Here is a 13,877-nt window from a genome sequence, read left to right as displayed (position 1 = left end):
ATGGACGAAAAGCTACTAATGCAGATGACCCTGATTGATCAGGTGACCAAACCCTTGCAAGGCATCACTAAAGAGATGACCGCCGCAACGGATTTGGGTAAGCAAGGCCTACAGAACGTTGCCACAGGTACCGCAGGTATTGTGGCGGCTGGCTTCGCTGTGCAAAACGCATTAATGCCGGCTATTGAGATGGATAGAAAACTGGGAGAAGTGGCGTCGCTTGGCGTTACCAGTGACGCGCTAAAAGAGCTTCAGGTTACGGCCTTGGAGTTTTCCGCTGAATACGGAAAGTCGGCCACTGACTTTGTGAATGCTTCTTACGATATTCAATCAGCGATTGATGGGTTAGACGGCGCAGAACTATCGCAGTTCACCAAAGCTTCGGGTGTTTTGGCCGCTGCCACTAAAGCAGATACCTCAACCATCACCAGTTACATGGGCACCATGTACGGCATCTTTAAGAATCAAGCCAATGAGATGGGTAAAGGCGCTTGGGTAGAAACAGTGGCAGGCCAAACTGCCAGTGCAGTGCAGATGTTCAAAACTACTGGTTCGGAAATGAGTAGTGCGTTCTCTAGCGTTGGCGCTGATGCGACTGCCGCTGGTATTGCCATGAATGAGCAAATGGCCATCTTAGGAACCTTGCAGGCGACCATGAGTGGTAGCGAAGCGGGAACCAAATATCGTGCATTCTTATCTGGCGTAGCCAAAGCGCAAGATGAGCTCGGACTCAGCTTTACTGATAGCCGGGGCAAGATGCTCCCAATGCTCGAGATCCTAGAGCAAATTAAAGGTGAATTTGGAGATACCTTAAGTGTTGCTGAGTCTGCTCAGCTTGATAAAGCATTTGGCAGTAAACAAGCCACCGCACTGATCAAGCAGTTGATGGCCGATACTGACGGCCTAGCAGGTAGCATCGAAACACTTGGTAGTGTGCAAGGAATGTCGAAAGCCGAAGAGATGGCTTCCAAAATGACTGACCAATGGGAGCGACTCGAATCCTCTTGGTTTGCCGTTCGTGCTGCCGTCTTCGGTGTGATCTTACCTTCCATAAATGCCGTTGTGGGTTCGCTCGCCGATGGCATCGTGTGGATTTCAGGTTGGACAGACGAGTTTCCTTGGTTGGTTGAACTGTTTGGTTATGCTGCGATTGCTGCACTCTCTTTAGGTGGTGTAGTCGCGGGGCTGTCTCTCGCAATGGGCATAGGCCAAATGATGAGTGGCGGATGGGCTGTCACTATGGGAGCGCTCAATGGTGTACTTAAACTTCTACGTATCAGCACCATCGCAATGACCGCAGCCACCTGGTTATTCAATACGGCACTATGGGCTAACCCGATGACATGGGTAGTCGCAGGTATTGTCGGCCTTATCGCCGTAGTGGGCGCCATGATTTATTGGTGGGATGACCTCAAAGCCTCATTTGGTGATACCGCAGTGTTCAAGTTCTTGTCTGACACCATCGATTGGGTGATCGAAAAGCTCAACATGATACCGGGTATCGATATTGACCTGAGTAGCTCCGGTAGTCCAGAGATTCAAGCGGCAACCGTTGTCGAAAATGCCGAGCGTAAGCCAATTCCAACACTGGAAGATTTTGCCCCAAACGCGAACGTTCAGAGTAACGCTCAGTTACCACCACAAATGGTACAGAACATCACCGCACAAAGGCCAACAGCAATGGCAGGAAACCAAACTCATATTGGCGAGGTGAACATCACCACTGAAGGGGGATTCACCCCAGAGCAGATGGAAGAGTGGGAGGCGTTATCCAATGGCTGACCAAAAGTTTATCGACATCAAAGTGATTCAAGGCGGTTGGAACGTCGATGCAGGCCAACAGCCAGAGCAAGCCAGTGATCTATACAGCATCGCTCAAGATGTGAAGCACCGCATCATGGAATCAGGACTCGCACGAAGGCTATTGGCAGAGCGCAATCCAACTTTACGTGCCGATGTACTTGTGCAAATCGAGCAAGCCGCAGAGCAAGATGAGCGAATCATACCAGGTAGTGTGTATGCCAACGAAACCAAGATTGGCACCGTAGAACTGACAGCCAAAGCGTTCGATTTTTCAGACTCGATCGACATTGAGGTGAACCAATGAAAAGACCATCGGTAGACTTTGTCGACGTCCTTGAACAAGAAGGCATCCCGACAACAGAGGCGGCCATTACTGAGCAGCTCGAAAAAGACGTAAAAGATGCCGGAAGCCAAATCTCGAATGACTCTGAAATGAGCCCGTTTTGGCGTTGGGTCAAAGCGGCGGTTGTTTCACCTGTTTATTGGCTCATAACTACACTCTTGGCGAAACACATCATGCCGAGCCTATTCGTCGCCACGGCGCAGCGTTGGGCGCTTGACTTAAAAGCGTGGGAACTCGATGTTGAACCGAAACCCGCAGTAAAAATGCAAGGCAACATCACTTTAACCAAAGCCAATAGCGCCGAAGAGAGTACTGTCTCCGCGGGGTCGATTATCCAAAGCCCTCCGATAGACGGTGTCGTTTATCGTCTGTTTGTTATCCGTGACACGGTTATTGCTGCCGGTGAAGCGGAAGGCGATATTTTATGTGAAGCGGAATACGAAGGCCAAGCGTTTAACCTGTCTGCCGGTTACTACAGCATCATCCCAGAAGAAATCAGTGGAATAGTCTCAGCAGAGAACAAACCAGATTACATCACCACATTAGGCGCCGATATTGAAGCTGACGACGAGCTAGCCTTGCGCCTACAAAACGCCTTTACCAGTTCGGGTGCTTGGCATATCGATGATGTGTACCGCTCTATCATCACTGATGTAGCAGGCATTCGAAGTGACAATGTCTTTTTCAAGAACACAGGGGAAGTTGAGCCAGGAACAGCCACCGCTTATATCTTGATGGAAGTCGGCCAGATACCACAAAGCATTCTCGAACAGTTGAACACCCATATTATGACGAATGGCCATCACGGCCATGGCGATGTTCTTACCTGTAAGGCGATACCCGATAAGAACGTTGATATCGTGACTGAAGTTGTGTTCGTGGCCAATTTAGATGCGGATACGAAAACTAGCGAGAAACAGCAAGTAGAGGACCGTATTCGCGCGGCATTTCGGGAGTCGGATGCGCATAAGAACATCACCCGAGCAGCTCCCAAGAGTCGTTTCTCTTTGTCTCGATTAGGCAAGGAAATCCACGAGGATTTAAACAGAGTCGAATCGGTGAGATTTATCGTCGATGGTGAAGTGCAAAAAGACATTGTTTCATCACTGGAGCAGCCACGTCTGCAAAGCTTAACCATTAGCGAGGTGACCCAATGAACATCCCAGAGATGATCAAGATTGTTCTCCCTTGGTGGCAAGATGGTGAATCCATCCCGAAAGAGAAAATTGAACCTTATTGGTTAACCCAAGGGGTGAAGCGGTTTTGGCTTCGTGTGTATGACTGGCTCACTTATCCAGTCAACCAACTCGATGCACTGACTTGTAGTGAGAAAGTGTTAGAGCTGATGGCGTGGGACAGAGACATCACCCGTTTTGATGGCGAGCCGCTGAGCCTGTTTCGTAAGCGCGTGAAATACGCCTTCGTTAATGCGAAAGACGCCGGCAGCGTAGCTGGATTCAAACGCATTTTTGAACGATTAGGTATTGGTATTGTGGCGTTCAAAGAACGTGAAAGTGCTATTGAGTGGGATGTCTGCACCATCGAATTGACCGATGGTGATATCTCTAACAATACCAAGTTAGTTCAAACCTTGATCGAACAATACGGCAGAACGTGTCGACGCTATCGCTTTCAGGTGACGTTCCCAACAACCCTAACCATCGCCAGTGGTGAGTTTTCGCATAACTTCAGCCTCTTTTCTGCAGAATCGAAATTGGCAGTTGAACTGACGATGAAGCCCCAACCAATCGAACATCAACAACAGTTATTTATTGCAAGCCTCTAAAGGCTGAATAGGAGAGGCAACATGAGCCAAACGGCAATTCCTCTAGAGTTTGAGAAGTACATGCAAAATCAAATCAGTGTCGGTAAAGCGCCAGACATGAACGAAATGATTTTCGCCTACATTCCCGACCTAGACCCAAGTCAACCCATTGACCGCAGCCAAGGTTTACCGGATATGTCGCTTTGGGTTCATCAACAAAACATCGACCAAGTGGGCAAACTGGGCGACAACGTTCTGGTTTACTCAGTGGTTGTTCCTGCGAGTGAGGAAGAGTTTACCTTTAACGCTATTTACCTACGTGACAAGAACGTGCCTAACTCGTGTGGCATTGTGGTGCACAAAGCCGATGAAACCAAAGAAAACGGCATGGCGAGCACTAAGTCACTCGCTCAGCAATACGATGGTGCTGCGCAAATCGCAGGCATTACCGTTGATGCTGCAACGTGGCAAATTGACTACCAAGCACGTTTGAAAGGAATCGAAGAAGACCACCGTTTAGCTTGTCTAGATAACTACGGCCACACCTCCTTTGTTGATGGCTTTGATGTAATCCAACAAGCTGACCCAGATAAATACAAAGTTACACCCGGAGTCGTGTACGTCGGCGGTTTACGTGGTGTGTTGTCTGGTGAAGTGCTTCAAACCATCACCACCAAACCCAATGGTTTGTATGTCGATGTTGTTCGCCAAGGCACTGCGCTGTCTGCGTGGGAAAACATCGTTACTATCACCGCCTCTGAAATTGACCTAACTGACTACGTAGACGGCAATGGCAATCAGCACTATGTCGCTAAACTGGCCGGAATTAATGCCGATGGTTCAGTGGTTGATTGGCGGGTGAAAGGTGGGTTAGAAGGGCATGTTGCAGAGATTGATCCTCACCCCCAATACCCTAAAGCAAGCGTTGCTCAGTTTCTACCATATGACTCAGAGCGTATCTATTCAGTTGGTGAGGTTTGCTATACCAAAGATCAAGCAACGGGTGAATTAAGTTATTGGCAATGGTATTCCAATGTTGAGTCATTAGCTGGCAAATCCCCTTTATTAGAAGTGAATCGCCATATTGGGTGGTTAGACACTACTAAGCCGTTTTACTGGATACCTTATACCGGTGATCAAGTAGGCATGCCGTTTTATTGGCTTGACACCTCAGCGCCAGAATGGGCAGTACTGGAAATTAATGTTGATTTGCCTGCAGTCGTATACTGGCGTTTGGCTCGTCGTTATCCGGCGCTAGTAAGTGATGATTCCATTAACACAGGCGAAATTCGTGCAGAGTTCTTACGAGTATTGGATCTAGGCAGAGGGATTAACCCAGCTCAAGGTTTGAACGAATTCAGTGATGCATCAGTAGGAGAGCATTCTCATAGATATCCAACTGGCGGTGTTGCGGGAATTGGCCCGTACCTCCATGGTACGTCTTGGACTGGAGGTTATGCTACTACAGAGCCGTTTAATCAAGGTCAGGAAAATAAACCTCGATCAGTCGCGAGATCTATGGCAATTGCCATTTAAGGGTAGTTATGGAAAAAATTAAGATATTTTGGTCAGTAGATAGTGAAACGCATGAAATTCTAAAACCTCAACATGCCGAATTTCGTGGTGGATTGTACCATACTCCCAAGAATGCTTTAGAAGTTGAGCCCTTACTACCAAAGCAAGGTTTTGCAGTAATAGCTGTTCTCAACGAGTCTGGCAAGGCTATTGGTTCTGAATACATCGAAGACCATCGAGGCATAACGATTTATGATGAATCGGATTGTACTAAATCAGAGTTGGTTTCTGATTTGGGTAGAATCAAAGATGGTTTCACGCTGGACGAGCCGACAAGTGAATATGATGAGAGAATCAATGGTACTTGGGTTACTGACTTAAGCAAAAAGTACATTGCTGAATACGCACAAGTGGATGCTACTCGCGAATCGCTTTATCGCTCTCAAACGGACCCATTAGAAAATGAAGCGCGGCGGCTAGAGCGCAGCGGGGCAACAGTACAAAAGCTGCAGGTTTGCTACGATCGCATCGATGAGTTGGTGGCTAAAATCAAAGCCGACAATCCGTGGCCGGTAAACCCAGAGGTTTAGACTATGACTAACCTCACTTGGCCAAGCGCCGCCCAAACCATTCAAGCCAGTGCTGAACAGGTAACTGACCAAATTGGCATAACAATGAATGATGCTGTTAGCCGTTTAACTAACCTTGAAAGTGACGCCAATTACGGGCGTCACTCTTTAAGTTCAGAGGCTGAAGCATTACTCGGTTTGCGCGGTGATCTTGAATCACTCATCGAGCAGGGTACAATTATCTCGGCAACGCCTTATCAATATGATGTTGGCCAGCAGTTAGAGTCGGGCTGCGTTTTAACACCGCTACAAGCACGAGATACGCTAGCGGCAAAACTGCAAGATAAAATAGATACTCATAGGCCAAATACCAGCACCCACTGTATCGCAGTGATGATTAGCGCCTCGAACCTAGCCAGTTTTGCTAGTCAACTGGCCAATGTTACTTCAGTTCTGTGCTTTCCTGATTGGATGCAAACAGCTAGACAGGCCAAAGCATTAACCACTAACGACCAAAACAAAATGCACGTGCCTGCGCCAATTGTGCAGCCACGCTTCAAACCAAAGGCTACTGCCAACGCTCAGCCGCTTTATGAGTACGAACAACATCAAGCAGGGCAAATAGCCACACTAGAATCACTCGCCAATGATGCCACTAATGTGATCGGTAAACTCAGTGTACTAGCCGCAAAACGCAGCGCCAAAATGGATGAACTCAAAGCGCAAATTAACGCGCTTAAAGCTCTGCAAGGCAGTGTGTGGTCGGCTAAGTTCACAGGCTCGCTTGATAGCATGGCAAGCCAACTTAAAAACACAAATGTGCCAACCAATCACCAATACACCATCATGAGCCTATTGCTTAGTGAAAAACCGTTAACCTTTTTTGAGGAGCTGTTGAATGCTTAGTTTAGATGGCAAGCTACTCCCAATCGACAACATGAAAGTGAGCTGCTCGAAGCAATACAAAGACAAAGACATGAGCGGCCAATCATCATCGACTCACTCATCTGAGCAGGGCGATAAAGGCGTGGTGATTTCGGTCACCGGTACCATTCCATTTAAGCGCGAGACGGACCTAACTGATCTCTACGATACCTTCTCGATGAAAGACGAAAACGGCAATCGTAAAGTGTTTCGTATTGGTAATCGTGATGCGCGTTTATATCGCGTACGTGAAGCTAAGTTCTTTGGCAAATTATCGTCTTCTGAACATACGTCACTTCGAGCATGGGAAATCAGCTTCTCGATGCGTGAGTACAATTCGGCCTCAGAGAAAATCGAGCAACGTACCAAAAGCAAAAAGCCATCGACGAAACAGCAAAACTCCCAGCATCAACAAGCCCTGATTGAAAGTGAAGAGGCGCTGAAATGAAGTTAGAGAAACGCCTATTTGTGGCTGGCAATGAAGTTACGCTCTCTCAAAATAGTGTAAGTCTTCATCACTCATTGGGAAGCAGTGCTATCTTCATCTACCAAAACGACATTGCGCCAACTCGCTTTGATCATGTTCAGTTCGATATCGGTTATGACCAAAACACAAAGCTTTGGTTTGAAGGGACTATCGAAAAGGTGTTTCCGACCGCGAATGGTAGCCATAAGGTATTGGTTAAAGAGTATAGCTGCATTCTCAACAAACCTTGGCCTGTAGCCATCGAGCACGCGACTATGCGCCAGGTACTTAATGCGTTAACTGACAAAATTGGCTTGCAGTTCGCACTGCCAGAGAACGTCGACTATACCGACAAGACCATTCCAAACTTTACCAGCCAAGGAACGGGCTACCAGTGTTTACAAGCGATTGGTAAAGCGTTCAACATCCCTGATTTTATCTGGTACCAGAAAACAGACCAAACCCTCTACATTGGTGCGTTTGAGCATTGCCATTACTTTGGTAAGAACGTTACGCTCAGAAATGAGTTAGCTATCAAACAAGCTGCGAATAGTATCAGCATCGCACCTTTGCCGGTGATTCGACCTGGCGCTATCGTCAATGATCAACGGGTTAAGCGAGTTGACCTGATTGCCGATGAGATGACCATCCATTGGGAAGAGAGCAAAGCGGAAGTTCCACCAAAGAAGCAAGAGGCACTCAAAAACTTCCCTGAGCTTGCTGCCGGTCATCACCTGCCAAGGTTCGGACAAATCAAAGCGGTGCGTGATGAATCGCAATCAGGTGATATCAGTGACCCATTTCGTCCTCGTTATGCGGTTGATGTTCACTTGCTGTCGGAAAACATGCAAATCGACACCAGTGTACCGCTGTATAAATCTATCCCGCTACCTATCACCATGACAGGCCATGAATCGGGATTGATGGGGTATCCGCTTGAAGGAACCATAGTTGAAATCGCCTTTGCTTATGGTCGCAATGATTTACCCATCATTCGGGCTGTTTATGGTCGAGAGTTCGCTCTACCAACCATAGAGCCGGGTGAACAGCTTCAACAGCAACGTGATGAAGTTAGCAAACGGGTAGACGCGGCAGGCAACACCACCAACCAAACCGACCAACAACAAAACCATAAGGCCTATCGAAAACACGATGAAGCCACCCATTACCAAGCGGACTTTGGTACGCACGCACTCAACGTTGACCAACATAGCTTGGAGAGCATCATAGGCAAAAAGGTTGTTGAGACATTGGGTGCCATCGAGCTCTTAGCCGGTGATAACCTAGAGCTTGGTTCACTGGGCAACATGCACACGGCCACAGCAGGGGAGCTTATCGAAACAATTGGCAAATACCGCCGAAGCATCGCTGCCGATCATCAATGGCTCCAAGCCCCTAAAACATGGGTAGGCTCAAAACAAGAGAATGTGTTGATTTTGTTATCTGAACTTATGCAAGTAGTCAAAGGACTAGCCGACACCTTAGCCAATCATACCCACAGTGGTGTAGTACCAGGTTCTGGCAGTTCACAGTCCCCAATCCAATCTGAAGCAATCTCTGGCCACGGAAGTGATAGTGAATCTCTCAAAGGCCGCTTAGACCCAATCACCAAAAACTAAAAAAGGCTGCAATTTTGCAGCCTTTACTTTGGTAGTTGGACTATTCTCTGTCTTTAAATTTATCGTAGGTACGAGGTTCGTACTTTCTTGCCATATCGAGAAACTTATCTTTGTTGTCTCTAAAGTCCTCTGGGTTTTGCTGTTTGCGTTTGAATAGAGCGTCCAGAACCAAAAACAAAATAGAAAAATACTTCATGTGTAATCTCCAGTAGTTTAAATCAAATTATTACTGGTCATAGATTCACTCGCTTGAATGCAGTTACTACCAATCGCGTGAAACAACATATCAAGAGCTACTAGCGTGTGCAATTGCGGATGTCGATTGTTGAACACAGTGCTCAAATCGACCCCTTAACCCACCTAATTCGCGCTCCTCTACACCCGCCTGCGAGGTTTTTGTACCACTTTTTTCGCACTTTTGGAGAGGCGCAATTCCATAGCCCTACAATGTAGCAATATCAGTGCCCCAAGCCTTATATAGCAAGGAGCTTACACTCATGTCGAAACCTGCGAAAAGTGCATTAAAACGCGTTATATGAAAATTCAGTAATTGATCAAAATTGAAAAAAGATCGCGCTGTGTGATCAGGTAGAGTGAGTGGGGTTTGCTGTAAGTGACTGATAAATATTAAGAGTTCTACATTGGCTCACGATTTTAATGATCTGGTGTGTGATTTTGATGATCAGTGGTGAACGGGCGAAAGCCTTATGAAATAAGGTCTGAGAGCCAATCTAGTCTCAAAGTGATTTTTTCAAAATTGAAAAAAGGAATAATTGAAAGGCTTTACTATAAGATCTAAGAAGTCGAGTCCAAGAAAAGGTAGGGTTTTGTCTCTCCAGAAATAAAAAAGGCCGCTTAATTGCGGCCTTTTTTAGTCTAGAGTAATTTCATTCTTGGATATGATAGCTAGGACATTTTCATAATCATCATCGTCGCCCCATAAATCACAAGAGTTATCAGCAATTGCTCTAGGGTCTTCAAGTCTCTCTAGTGAGCACTCAATACGATGGAACCTGTAAACATACTCTTGGAATGCTAGAGCATAACCCAATTGTCTAACCCAGAAGTCACGACCTTCTCGAGTCTGGCAGCTATCACTTGCGATGATATTGTATTCTTCTAGTAGGTAATTACGGAAAATATTTGCTGCAATACCTTGCGTTGCTGAAAGGTGCTGCACTAAGTTCGTACGCCATAATAGAACTTGTGTTACAGGTTTTGCTGCTAACACTACGTCTGCCCATACGCGACACTTAATGTAGTATACAACCTCTTCTGTCGCGCCACATAACAAAGCTACTTGGAAACCATCGTTTTCAAGTTCTGTTCTAACCAACTGATAAGTTGGTGGAAACATGATTTTCGCAGTAGCAGTAATGTCCTGAGGCTCTGACTTTAGAATCTCATGATACTTCTCGCGATTTTGTGCTTCATTGTCCAACCAACCGAAATCGTGATCGATTTTCATTTGGTCGTTATAGTTACGTGGCATATACTTGACATTCTCCGGTGTGAGGTTGCTAAGGAATACAGTTAATTAAACACACAACTAATTTTGAGCGGTATTCGCTCACAAGTCAATCGTTTCAGTTGTCAATATTCATCAATAAATATCAAAGTTAGATATTTGATTCTTGATCTACAACGGTTAAACCGTTACATTTGTTTTTGAGGCGTCAGAACCTCTTGATACACAGCGGAATGCAACCAACCCCGACAGCGTTGGCTTTTTTATGCCCGACACCCAGAGATGGGTAAGGCCTCAACAGATTTGAAGAATCTGTGCTGAGATGAATGCAGCTATTGCTGCACGGACTAAACGCCCTTAAAGGGCTAGATACCGCGAATGTAGAGCGGTCTAACAATAGTACGATTCAGACAGCGCAGATCTGCCTACCAAATTATGTTGGGAGGGCGGCGAATACAATACCCGCAAGGGGAATAAGCCCGCAGTACCTGTGTAACTGTTCTGAACCTCCCAACACCAATATTTCAGAAAAATACACGGAGGCTCTATGCCAAATTTAACAATCCTTTCTAAAGAAGTTCGTACACTCGATGGTCTTTATTCTTTAAATGACTTACATAAAGCAAGTGGTAGGCATAATAAGCATCGCCCAAGCTTATTCATGCAAAATCAGCAAATCAAAGAGTTAATCCAAGAAATTGGCAGTTCCTCAGACCTGAGGAACGGATACTATACCCAAAGCAGGAATTCCTGCTTTGCTAAATATCAAGGTGGCAAAAACCAAGGCACATGGGTATGCAAAGAACTGGTCTACTCATACGCAATGTGGATTAGCGCCAAGTTTCACCTTCAAGTCATTCGCGCTTTTGACCAAATGGTGACCCAACAGCCGCAACAACCTCAGTTACTTGATTATCAACCAGAACGTAATGTTCCAATCAGCGATCTAATCTACGAAATTGCTCAACTGCGGGGAGTGAGTACTGAACAGGTTCGTGTCCATTACTCGAACGTATTCAATTCTCAAGATTGGACAAAGGAAAATGAATTCATTGCAGCGGCAGCAAGAACTGTGCTTCGAAGAGATATGTTGACCGAACTGGAAAACACATCACCAGATATGCGTCATTTGTTAGCAATGGCAAAACTGAAAGGTTTGCGTCTAGTGAACGAATCCGACTATCAGAGCTTTCAAGCAAGGTTAGAGTTGCAGCAACAGGAAATTGAAAAGCTGATCGATGAAATGATGCGAGTCAGTAGAAACCATCGCTCGTTGAGTGTGCACGGTTTGTGGGGTTAACAGCGGCATTGAAACAAAAGTGGCGACACAAAAATGTGTCGCCACTTTATCGCCATTTGGCTTATTGCCGTCAGTTAAGTTATTGATAACTAACGACTAACATCAAAACTTTGACTTACTTAGTGTAAGACTGAGCAATGTTGTCAATACGCTCGTTTGCACGTGCAGCTTCTTCTTGAGCAGCCATTGCCGCATCACCAGACTTGCTTACTTCAGCTTGTAGAGCTTCTACGTTTTGGCTTAGCTGGCTTACTTGGTTGTTTAGCTCATCCAGTTGTGCTGTTGTAGCTTCGTCTGGACCAGACGCACAACCTGCTAGTAGAAGAACAGAAGATGCAGCTGCTGCGATCAACATTTTGTTCATAAAGAACTCCTTGCATGTATAGTATCAATAAAAGGCCCTATACGTTTTATATCGTATAGTGACGCTGAATAGTGTAGCTCCAATCGTGTCGTACCAAAAGCAGGGAAAAGTCAAAAAAACCCAAGTTTTTAGGTAATTATCAAATAAGTTGATCAAAGTCTCATTGGTGAGAGCAATGAATGCACATGCATTAACCAGCTTGGCTTTTGGTTTTTACACCTGTAGAGAATATTTTCTGTGATCTCTATCCTCTGATTACGAATCCAGTTATCATAGCCTGTTTTTGAATTTATTGTGTTGCAGACAGCTGAAAAGCAGCCACTGACAGCACTCAGCCATTGAATGGAGAATACTTTGTATTTTAAAGATTTAGGTTTAGACAATCGCTTATTAAAGAACTTGAAGCATTTTGACTTTAAGAAAGCGACAGAAATCCAGCAAAAAGCGATTCCAGTCGCGATTGCTGGCAAAGATCTGTTGGCTTCTTCAAAGACGGGTTCTGGCAAAACGTTAGCCTTTGTTCTTCCTATGCTTCACAAGTCTCTAAAAAATAAAGCGTTCTCCGCAAAAGATCCAAGAGCTTTAGTTCTTGCGCCAACGCGTGAATTAGCAAAGCAGGTGTATGGTGAACTGCGTTCAATGCTAGGTGGTTTGTCTTACGATGCTACGTTGATCGTTGGCGGTGAAAACTTTAATGACCAAGTTAAAGCTTTGCGTAAATACCCAAAGTTTATTGTCGCGACTCCTGGACGTTTAGCTGACCACTTGGAACACCGCTCTCTATTCTTAGATGGTCTAGAGACGTTAGTTCTTGACGAAGCTGACCGTATGTTGGATCTAGGTTTTGCTCCAGAGCTTCGCCGTATTCACAATGCTGCGAAACACCGTCGCCGCCAGACTCTGATGTTCTCTGCGACACTAGACCATGCTGAAGTCAATGATATTGCTTTTGAAATGCTGGACGCACCTAAACGTATTGCGGTTGGTGCTGCAAGTGAAGAACATAAAGATATCACGCAGAAATTCTACTTATGTGATCACCTTGATCATAAAGAAGCGATTTTAGAGCGTATTTTAGAAGAAGCTCAGTACAAGCAGTTGATTATCTTTACCGCGACTCGCATCGATACTGAACGTCTAACGCAGAAGCTAAACGAGAAGAAGCTAAAAGCGGTCGCATTGAGCGGAAGCCTGAATCAAACTCAGCGTAATACCATCATGAGTCAATTTGAACGTGCAGTGTTCAAAATTCTTGTTACGACCGATGTCGCGTCGCGTGGTCTTGATATTGCAAATGTAACCCACGTGGTTAATTTTGATATGCCTAAGCATACCGAAGAATACGTGCACCGTGTCGGCCGTACTGGTCGCGCTGGCAACAAAGGTGATGCTGTGTCATTGGTTGGCCCTAAAGACTGGGACAGCTTTAAACGTGTTGAAGCATACTTGCAGCAAGATCTCTCTTTCTCTGAACTAGAAGGTTTAATTGGTAAGTTCAAAGGACTGCGTCCGCGTAAACCTGATTTTCGTAATAAAGGCAAAGCTGCAGACAAAGCTAAGCCTCAGGCGAAAAAATCGGCGAAGAAACCTGTTAAACGTGACAAGAGTTTCCACCAGAACGTTGCGGTGGGGGATTCAGTATTCATCCCTAAAAAGAAAGTCGCGCCTAAGGTTGACGACGAGTAATCTAAACGTAGCATTTAAAAAGGGTTGCCAATTGGCAACCCTTTTTTATTTGCTT

14 protein-coding genes are annotated in these 13,877 nt (G+C 45.7%); 11 read left to right on the top strand and 3 right to left on the bottom strand.

What is annotated here, in order from left to right; all coding sequences use genetic code 11:
* The 9 genes from VIA_RS07730 to VIA_RS07690 are packed head-to-tail and all read left to right on the top strand — an operon-like array spanning position 1 to position 9,004.
* Positions 1–1,782 carry a phage tail tape measure protein gene (locus VIA_RS07730; protein WP_004412230.1) on the top strand — a complete coding sequence of 594 codons (1,782 nt, stop codon included), beginning with the start codon at positions 1–3 and terminating at the stop codon, positions 1,780–1,782.
* Entirely contained in the window at positions 1,775–2,107 is a 333-nt protein-coding gene (locus tag VIA_RS07725) for a DUF2590 family protein (protein WP_004412229.1), read from the top strand. The genes VIA_RS07730 and VIA_RS07725 overlap by 8 nt, the downstream gene beginning before the upstream one ends.
* Positions 2,104–3,303, top strand: a complete 1,200-nt coding sequence (locus tag VIA_RS07720; RefSeq protein ID WP_004412228.1) for a baseplate J/gp47 family protein — start codon at positions 2,104–2,106, stop codon at positions 3,301–3,303. The genes VIA_RS07725 and VIA_RS07720 overlap by 4 nt, the downstream gene beginning before the upstream one ends.
* The gene (locus tag VIA_RS07715) at positions 3,300–3,932 is read left to right on the top strand and encodes a phage tail protein (RefSeq protein WP_004412227.1); all 633 of its coding nucleotides are present in this window, start codon (positions 3,300–3,302) and stop codon (positions 3,930–3,932) included. Before VIA_RS07720 ends, VIA_RS07715 begins: the two co-directional genes overlap by 4 nt.
* Before the next feature lie 21 nt (positions 3,933–3,953).
* Positions 3,954–5,447, top strand: coding sequence for a phage tail-collar fiber domain-containing protein (locus tag VIA_RS07710; protein WP_004412226.1), 1,494 nt, complete (start codon positions 3,954–3,956; stop codon positions 5,445–5,447).
* A gap of 8 nt (positions 5,448–5,455) precedes the next feature.
* On the top strand, positions 5,456–6,016 hold the full coding sequence (locus tag VIA_RS07705; RefSeq protein ID WP_004416150.1) for a hypothetical protein: 561 nt from the start codon (positions 5,456–5,458) through the stop codon (positions 6,014–6,016).
* A 3-nt stretch (positions 6,017–6,019) separates the two neighbouring features.
* The gene (locus tag VIA_RS07700) at positions 6,020–6,901 is read left to right on the top strand and encodes a hypothetical protein (protein WP_004412224.1); all 882 of its coding nucleotides are present in this window, start codon (positions 6,020–6,022) and stop codon (positions 6,899–6,901) included.
* Positions 6,894–7,367 carry a baseplate complex protein gene (locus VIA_RS07695; RefSeq protein WP_004412223.1) on the top strand — a complete coding sequence of 158 codons (474 nt, stop codon included), beginning with the start codon at positions 6,894–6,896 and terminating at the stop codon, positions 7,365–7,367. Before VIA_RS07700 ends, VIA_RS07695 begins: the two co-directional genes overlap by 8 nt.
* Positions 7,364–9,004 carry a hypothetical protein gene (locus VIA_RS07690; protein WP_004412222.1) on the top strand — a complete coding sequence of 547 codons (1,641 nt, stop codon included), beginning with the start codon at positions 7,364–7,366 and terminating at the stop codon, positions 9,002–9,004. The genes VIA_RS07695 and VIA_RS07690 overlap by 4 nt, the downstream gene beginning before the upstream one ends.
* Before the next feature lie 40 nt (positions 9,005–9,044).
* Here the strand turns inward: VIA_RS07690 and VIA_RS22320 are convergent, their stop codons facing one another.
* Together VIA_RS22320 and VIA_RS07685 are read right to left on the bottom strand one after the other, a co-directional pair.
* Positions 9,045–9,200, bottom strand: a complete 156-nt coding sequence (locus VIA_RS22320; RefSeq protein ID WP_004412221.1) for a hypothetical protein — start codon at positions 9,198–9,200, stop codon at positions 9,045–9,047.
* A gap of 675 nt (positions 9,201–9,875) precedes the next feature.
* A complete protein-coding gene (locus VIA_RS07685; protein WP_004412220.1) occupies positions 9,876–10,496 on the bottom strand; it encodes a hypothetical protein in 621 nt (206 codons plus the stop codon).
* 523 nt (positions 10,497–11,019) lie between these two features.
* Between VIA_RS07685 and VIA_RS07680 the strand changes: the two genes are divergently transcribed.
* A complete protein-coding gene (locus VIA_RS07680) occupies positions 11,020–11,772 on the top strand; it encodes a KilA-N domain-containing protein (protein ID WP_004412219.1) in 753 nt (250 codons plus the stop codon).
* A gap of 115 nt (positions 11,773–11,887) precedes the next feature.
* Here the strand turns inward: VIA_RS07680 and VIA_RS07675 are convergent, their stop codons facing one another.
* Positions 11,888–12,136, bottom strand: coding sequence for an Lpp/OprI family alanine-zipper lipoprotein (locus VIA_RS07675; protein WP_004412218.1), 249 nt, complete (start codon positions 12,134–12,136; stop codon positions 11,888–11,890).
* A gap of 342 nt (positions 12,137–12,478) precedes the next feature.
* On the opposite strand from VIA_RS07675, the gene VIA_RS07670 reads away from it, so the two are divergent.
* Complete coding sequence (locus VIA_RS07670; protein ID WP_004416152.1) at positions 12,479–13,822, top strand: DEAD/DEAH box helicase; 1,344 nt, start codon at positions 12,479–12,481, stop codon at positions 13,820–13,822.
* The last annotated feature ends 55 nt before the right edge of the window (positions 13,823–13,877 follow it).

The organism is Vibrio orientalis CIP 102891 = ATCC 33934 (genome assembly GCF_000176235.1).
In the GTDB taxonomy this organism is placed as follows: domain Bacteria; phylum Pseudomonadota; class Gammaproteobacteria; order Enterobacterales; family Vibrionaceae; genus Vibrio; species Vibrio orientalis.
Note: the sequence above shows the minus strand (reverse complement) of the source record. Positions and strands in the feature narration are given on the sequence as shown.

Bases quoted from the DNA above. Each gene is read 5' to 3' on its own strand.
- VIA_RS22320 (WP_004412221.1), bottom strand. From the start codon at position 9,200: ATGAAGTATTTTTCTATTTTGTTTTTGGTTCTGGACGCTCTATTCAAA.
- VIA_RS07705 (WP_004416150.1), top strand. From the start codon at position 5,456: ATGGAAAAAATTAAGATATTTTGGTCAGTAGATAGTGAAACGCATGAA.
- VIA_RS07700 (WP_004412224.1), top strand. From the start codon at position 6,020: ATGACTAACCTCACTTGGCCAAGCGCCGCCCAAACCATTCAAGCCAGT.
- VIA_RS07720 (WP_004412228.1), top strand. From the start codon at position 2,104: ATGAAAAGACCATCGGTAGACTTTGTCGACGTCCTTGAACAAGAAGGC.
- VIA_RS07685 (WP_004412220.1), bottom strand. From the start codon at position 10,496: ATGCCACGTAACTATAACGACCAAATGAAAATCGATCACGATTTCGGT.
- VIA_RS07710 (WP_004412226.1), top strand. From the start codon at position 3,954: ATGAGCCAAACGGCAATTCCTCTAGAGTTTGAGAAGTACATGCAAAAT.
- VIA_RS07675 (WP_004412218.1), bottom strand. From the start codon at position 12,136: ATGAACAAAATGTTGATCGCAGCAGCTGCATCTTCTGTTCTTCTACTA.
- VIA_RS07695 (WP_004412223.1), top strand. From the start codon at position 6,894: ATGCTTAGTTTAGATGGCAAGCTACTCCCAATCGACAACATGAAAGTG.
- VIA_RS07670 (WP_004416152.1), top strand. From the start codon at position 12,479: ATGGAGAATACTTTGTATTTTAAAGATTTAGGTTTAGACAATCGCTTA.
- VIA_RS07725 (WP_004412229.1), top strand. From the start codon at position 1,775: ATGGCTGACCAAAAGTTTATCGACATCAAAGTGATTCAAGGCGGTTGG.
- VIA_RS07730 (WP_004412230.1), top strand. From the start codon at position 1: ATGGACGAAAAGCTACTAATGCAGATGACCCTGATTGATCAGGTGACC.
- VIA_RS07715 (WP_004412227.1), top strand. From the start codon at position 3,300: ATGAACATCCCAGAGATGATCAAGATTGTTCTCCCTTGGTGGCAAGAT.
- VIA_RS07690 (WP_004412222.1), top strand. From the start codon at position 7,364: ATGAAGTTAGAGAAACGCCTATTTGTGGCTGGCAATGAAGTTACGCTC.
- VIA_RS07680 (WP_004412219.1), top strand. From the start codon at position 11,020: ATGCCAAATTTAACAATCCTTTCTAAAGAAGTTCGTACACTCGATGGT.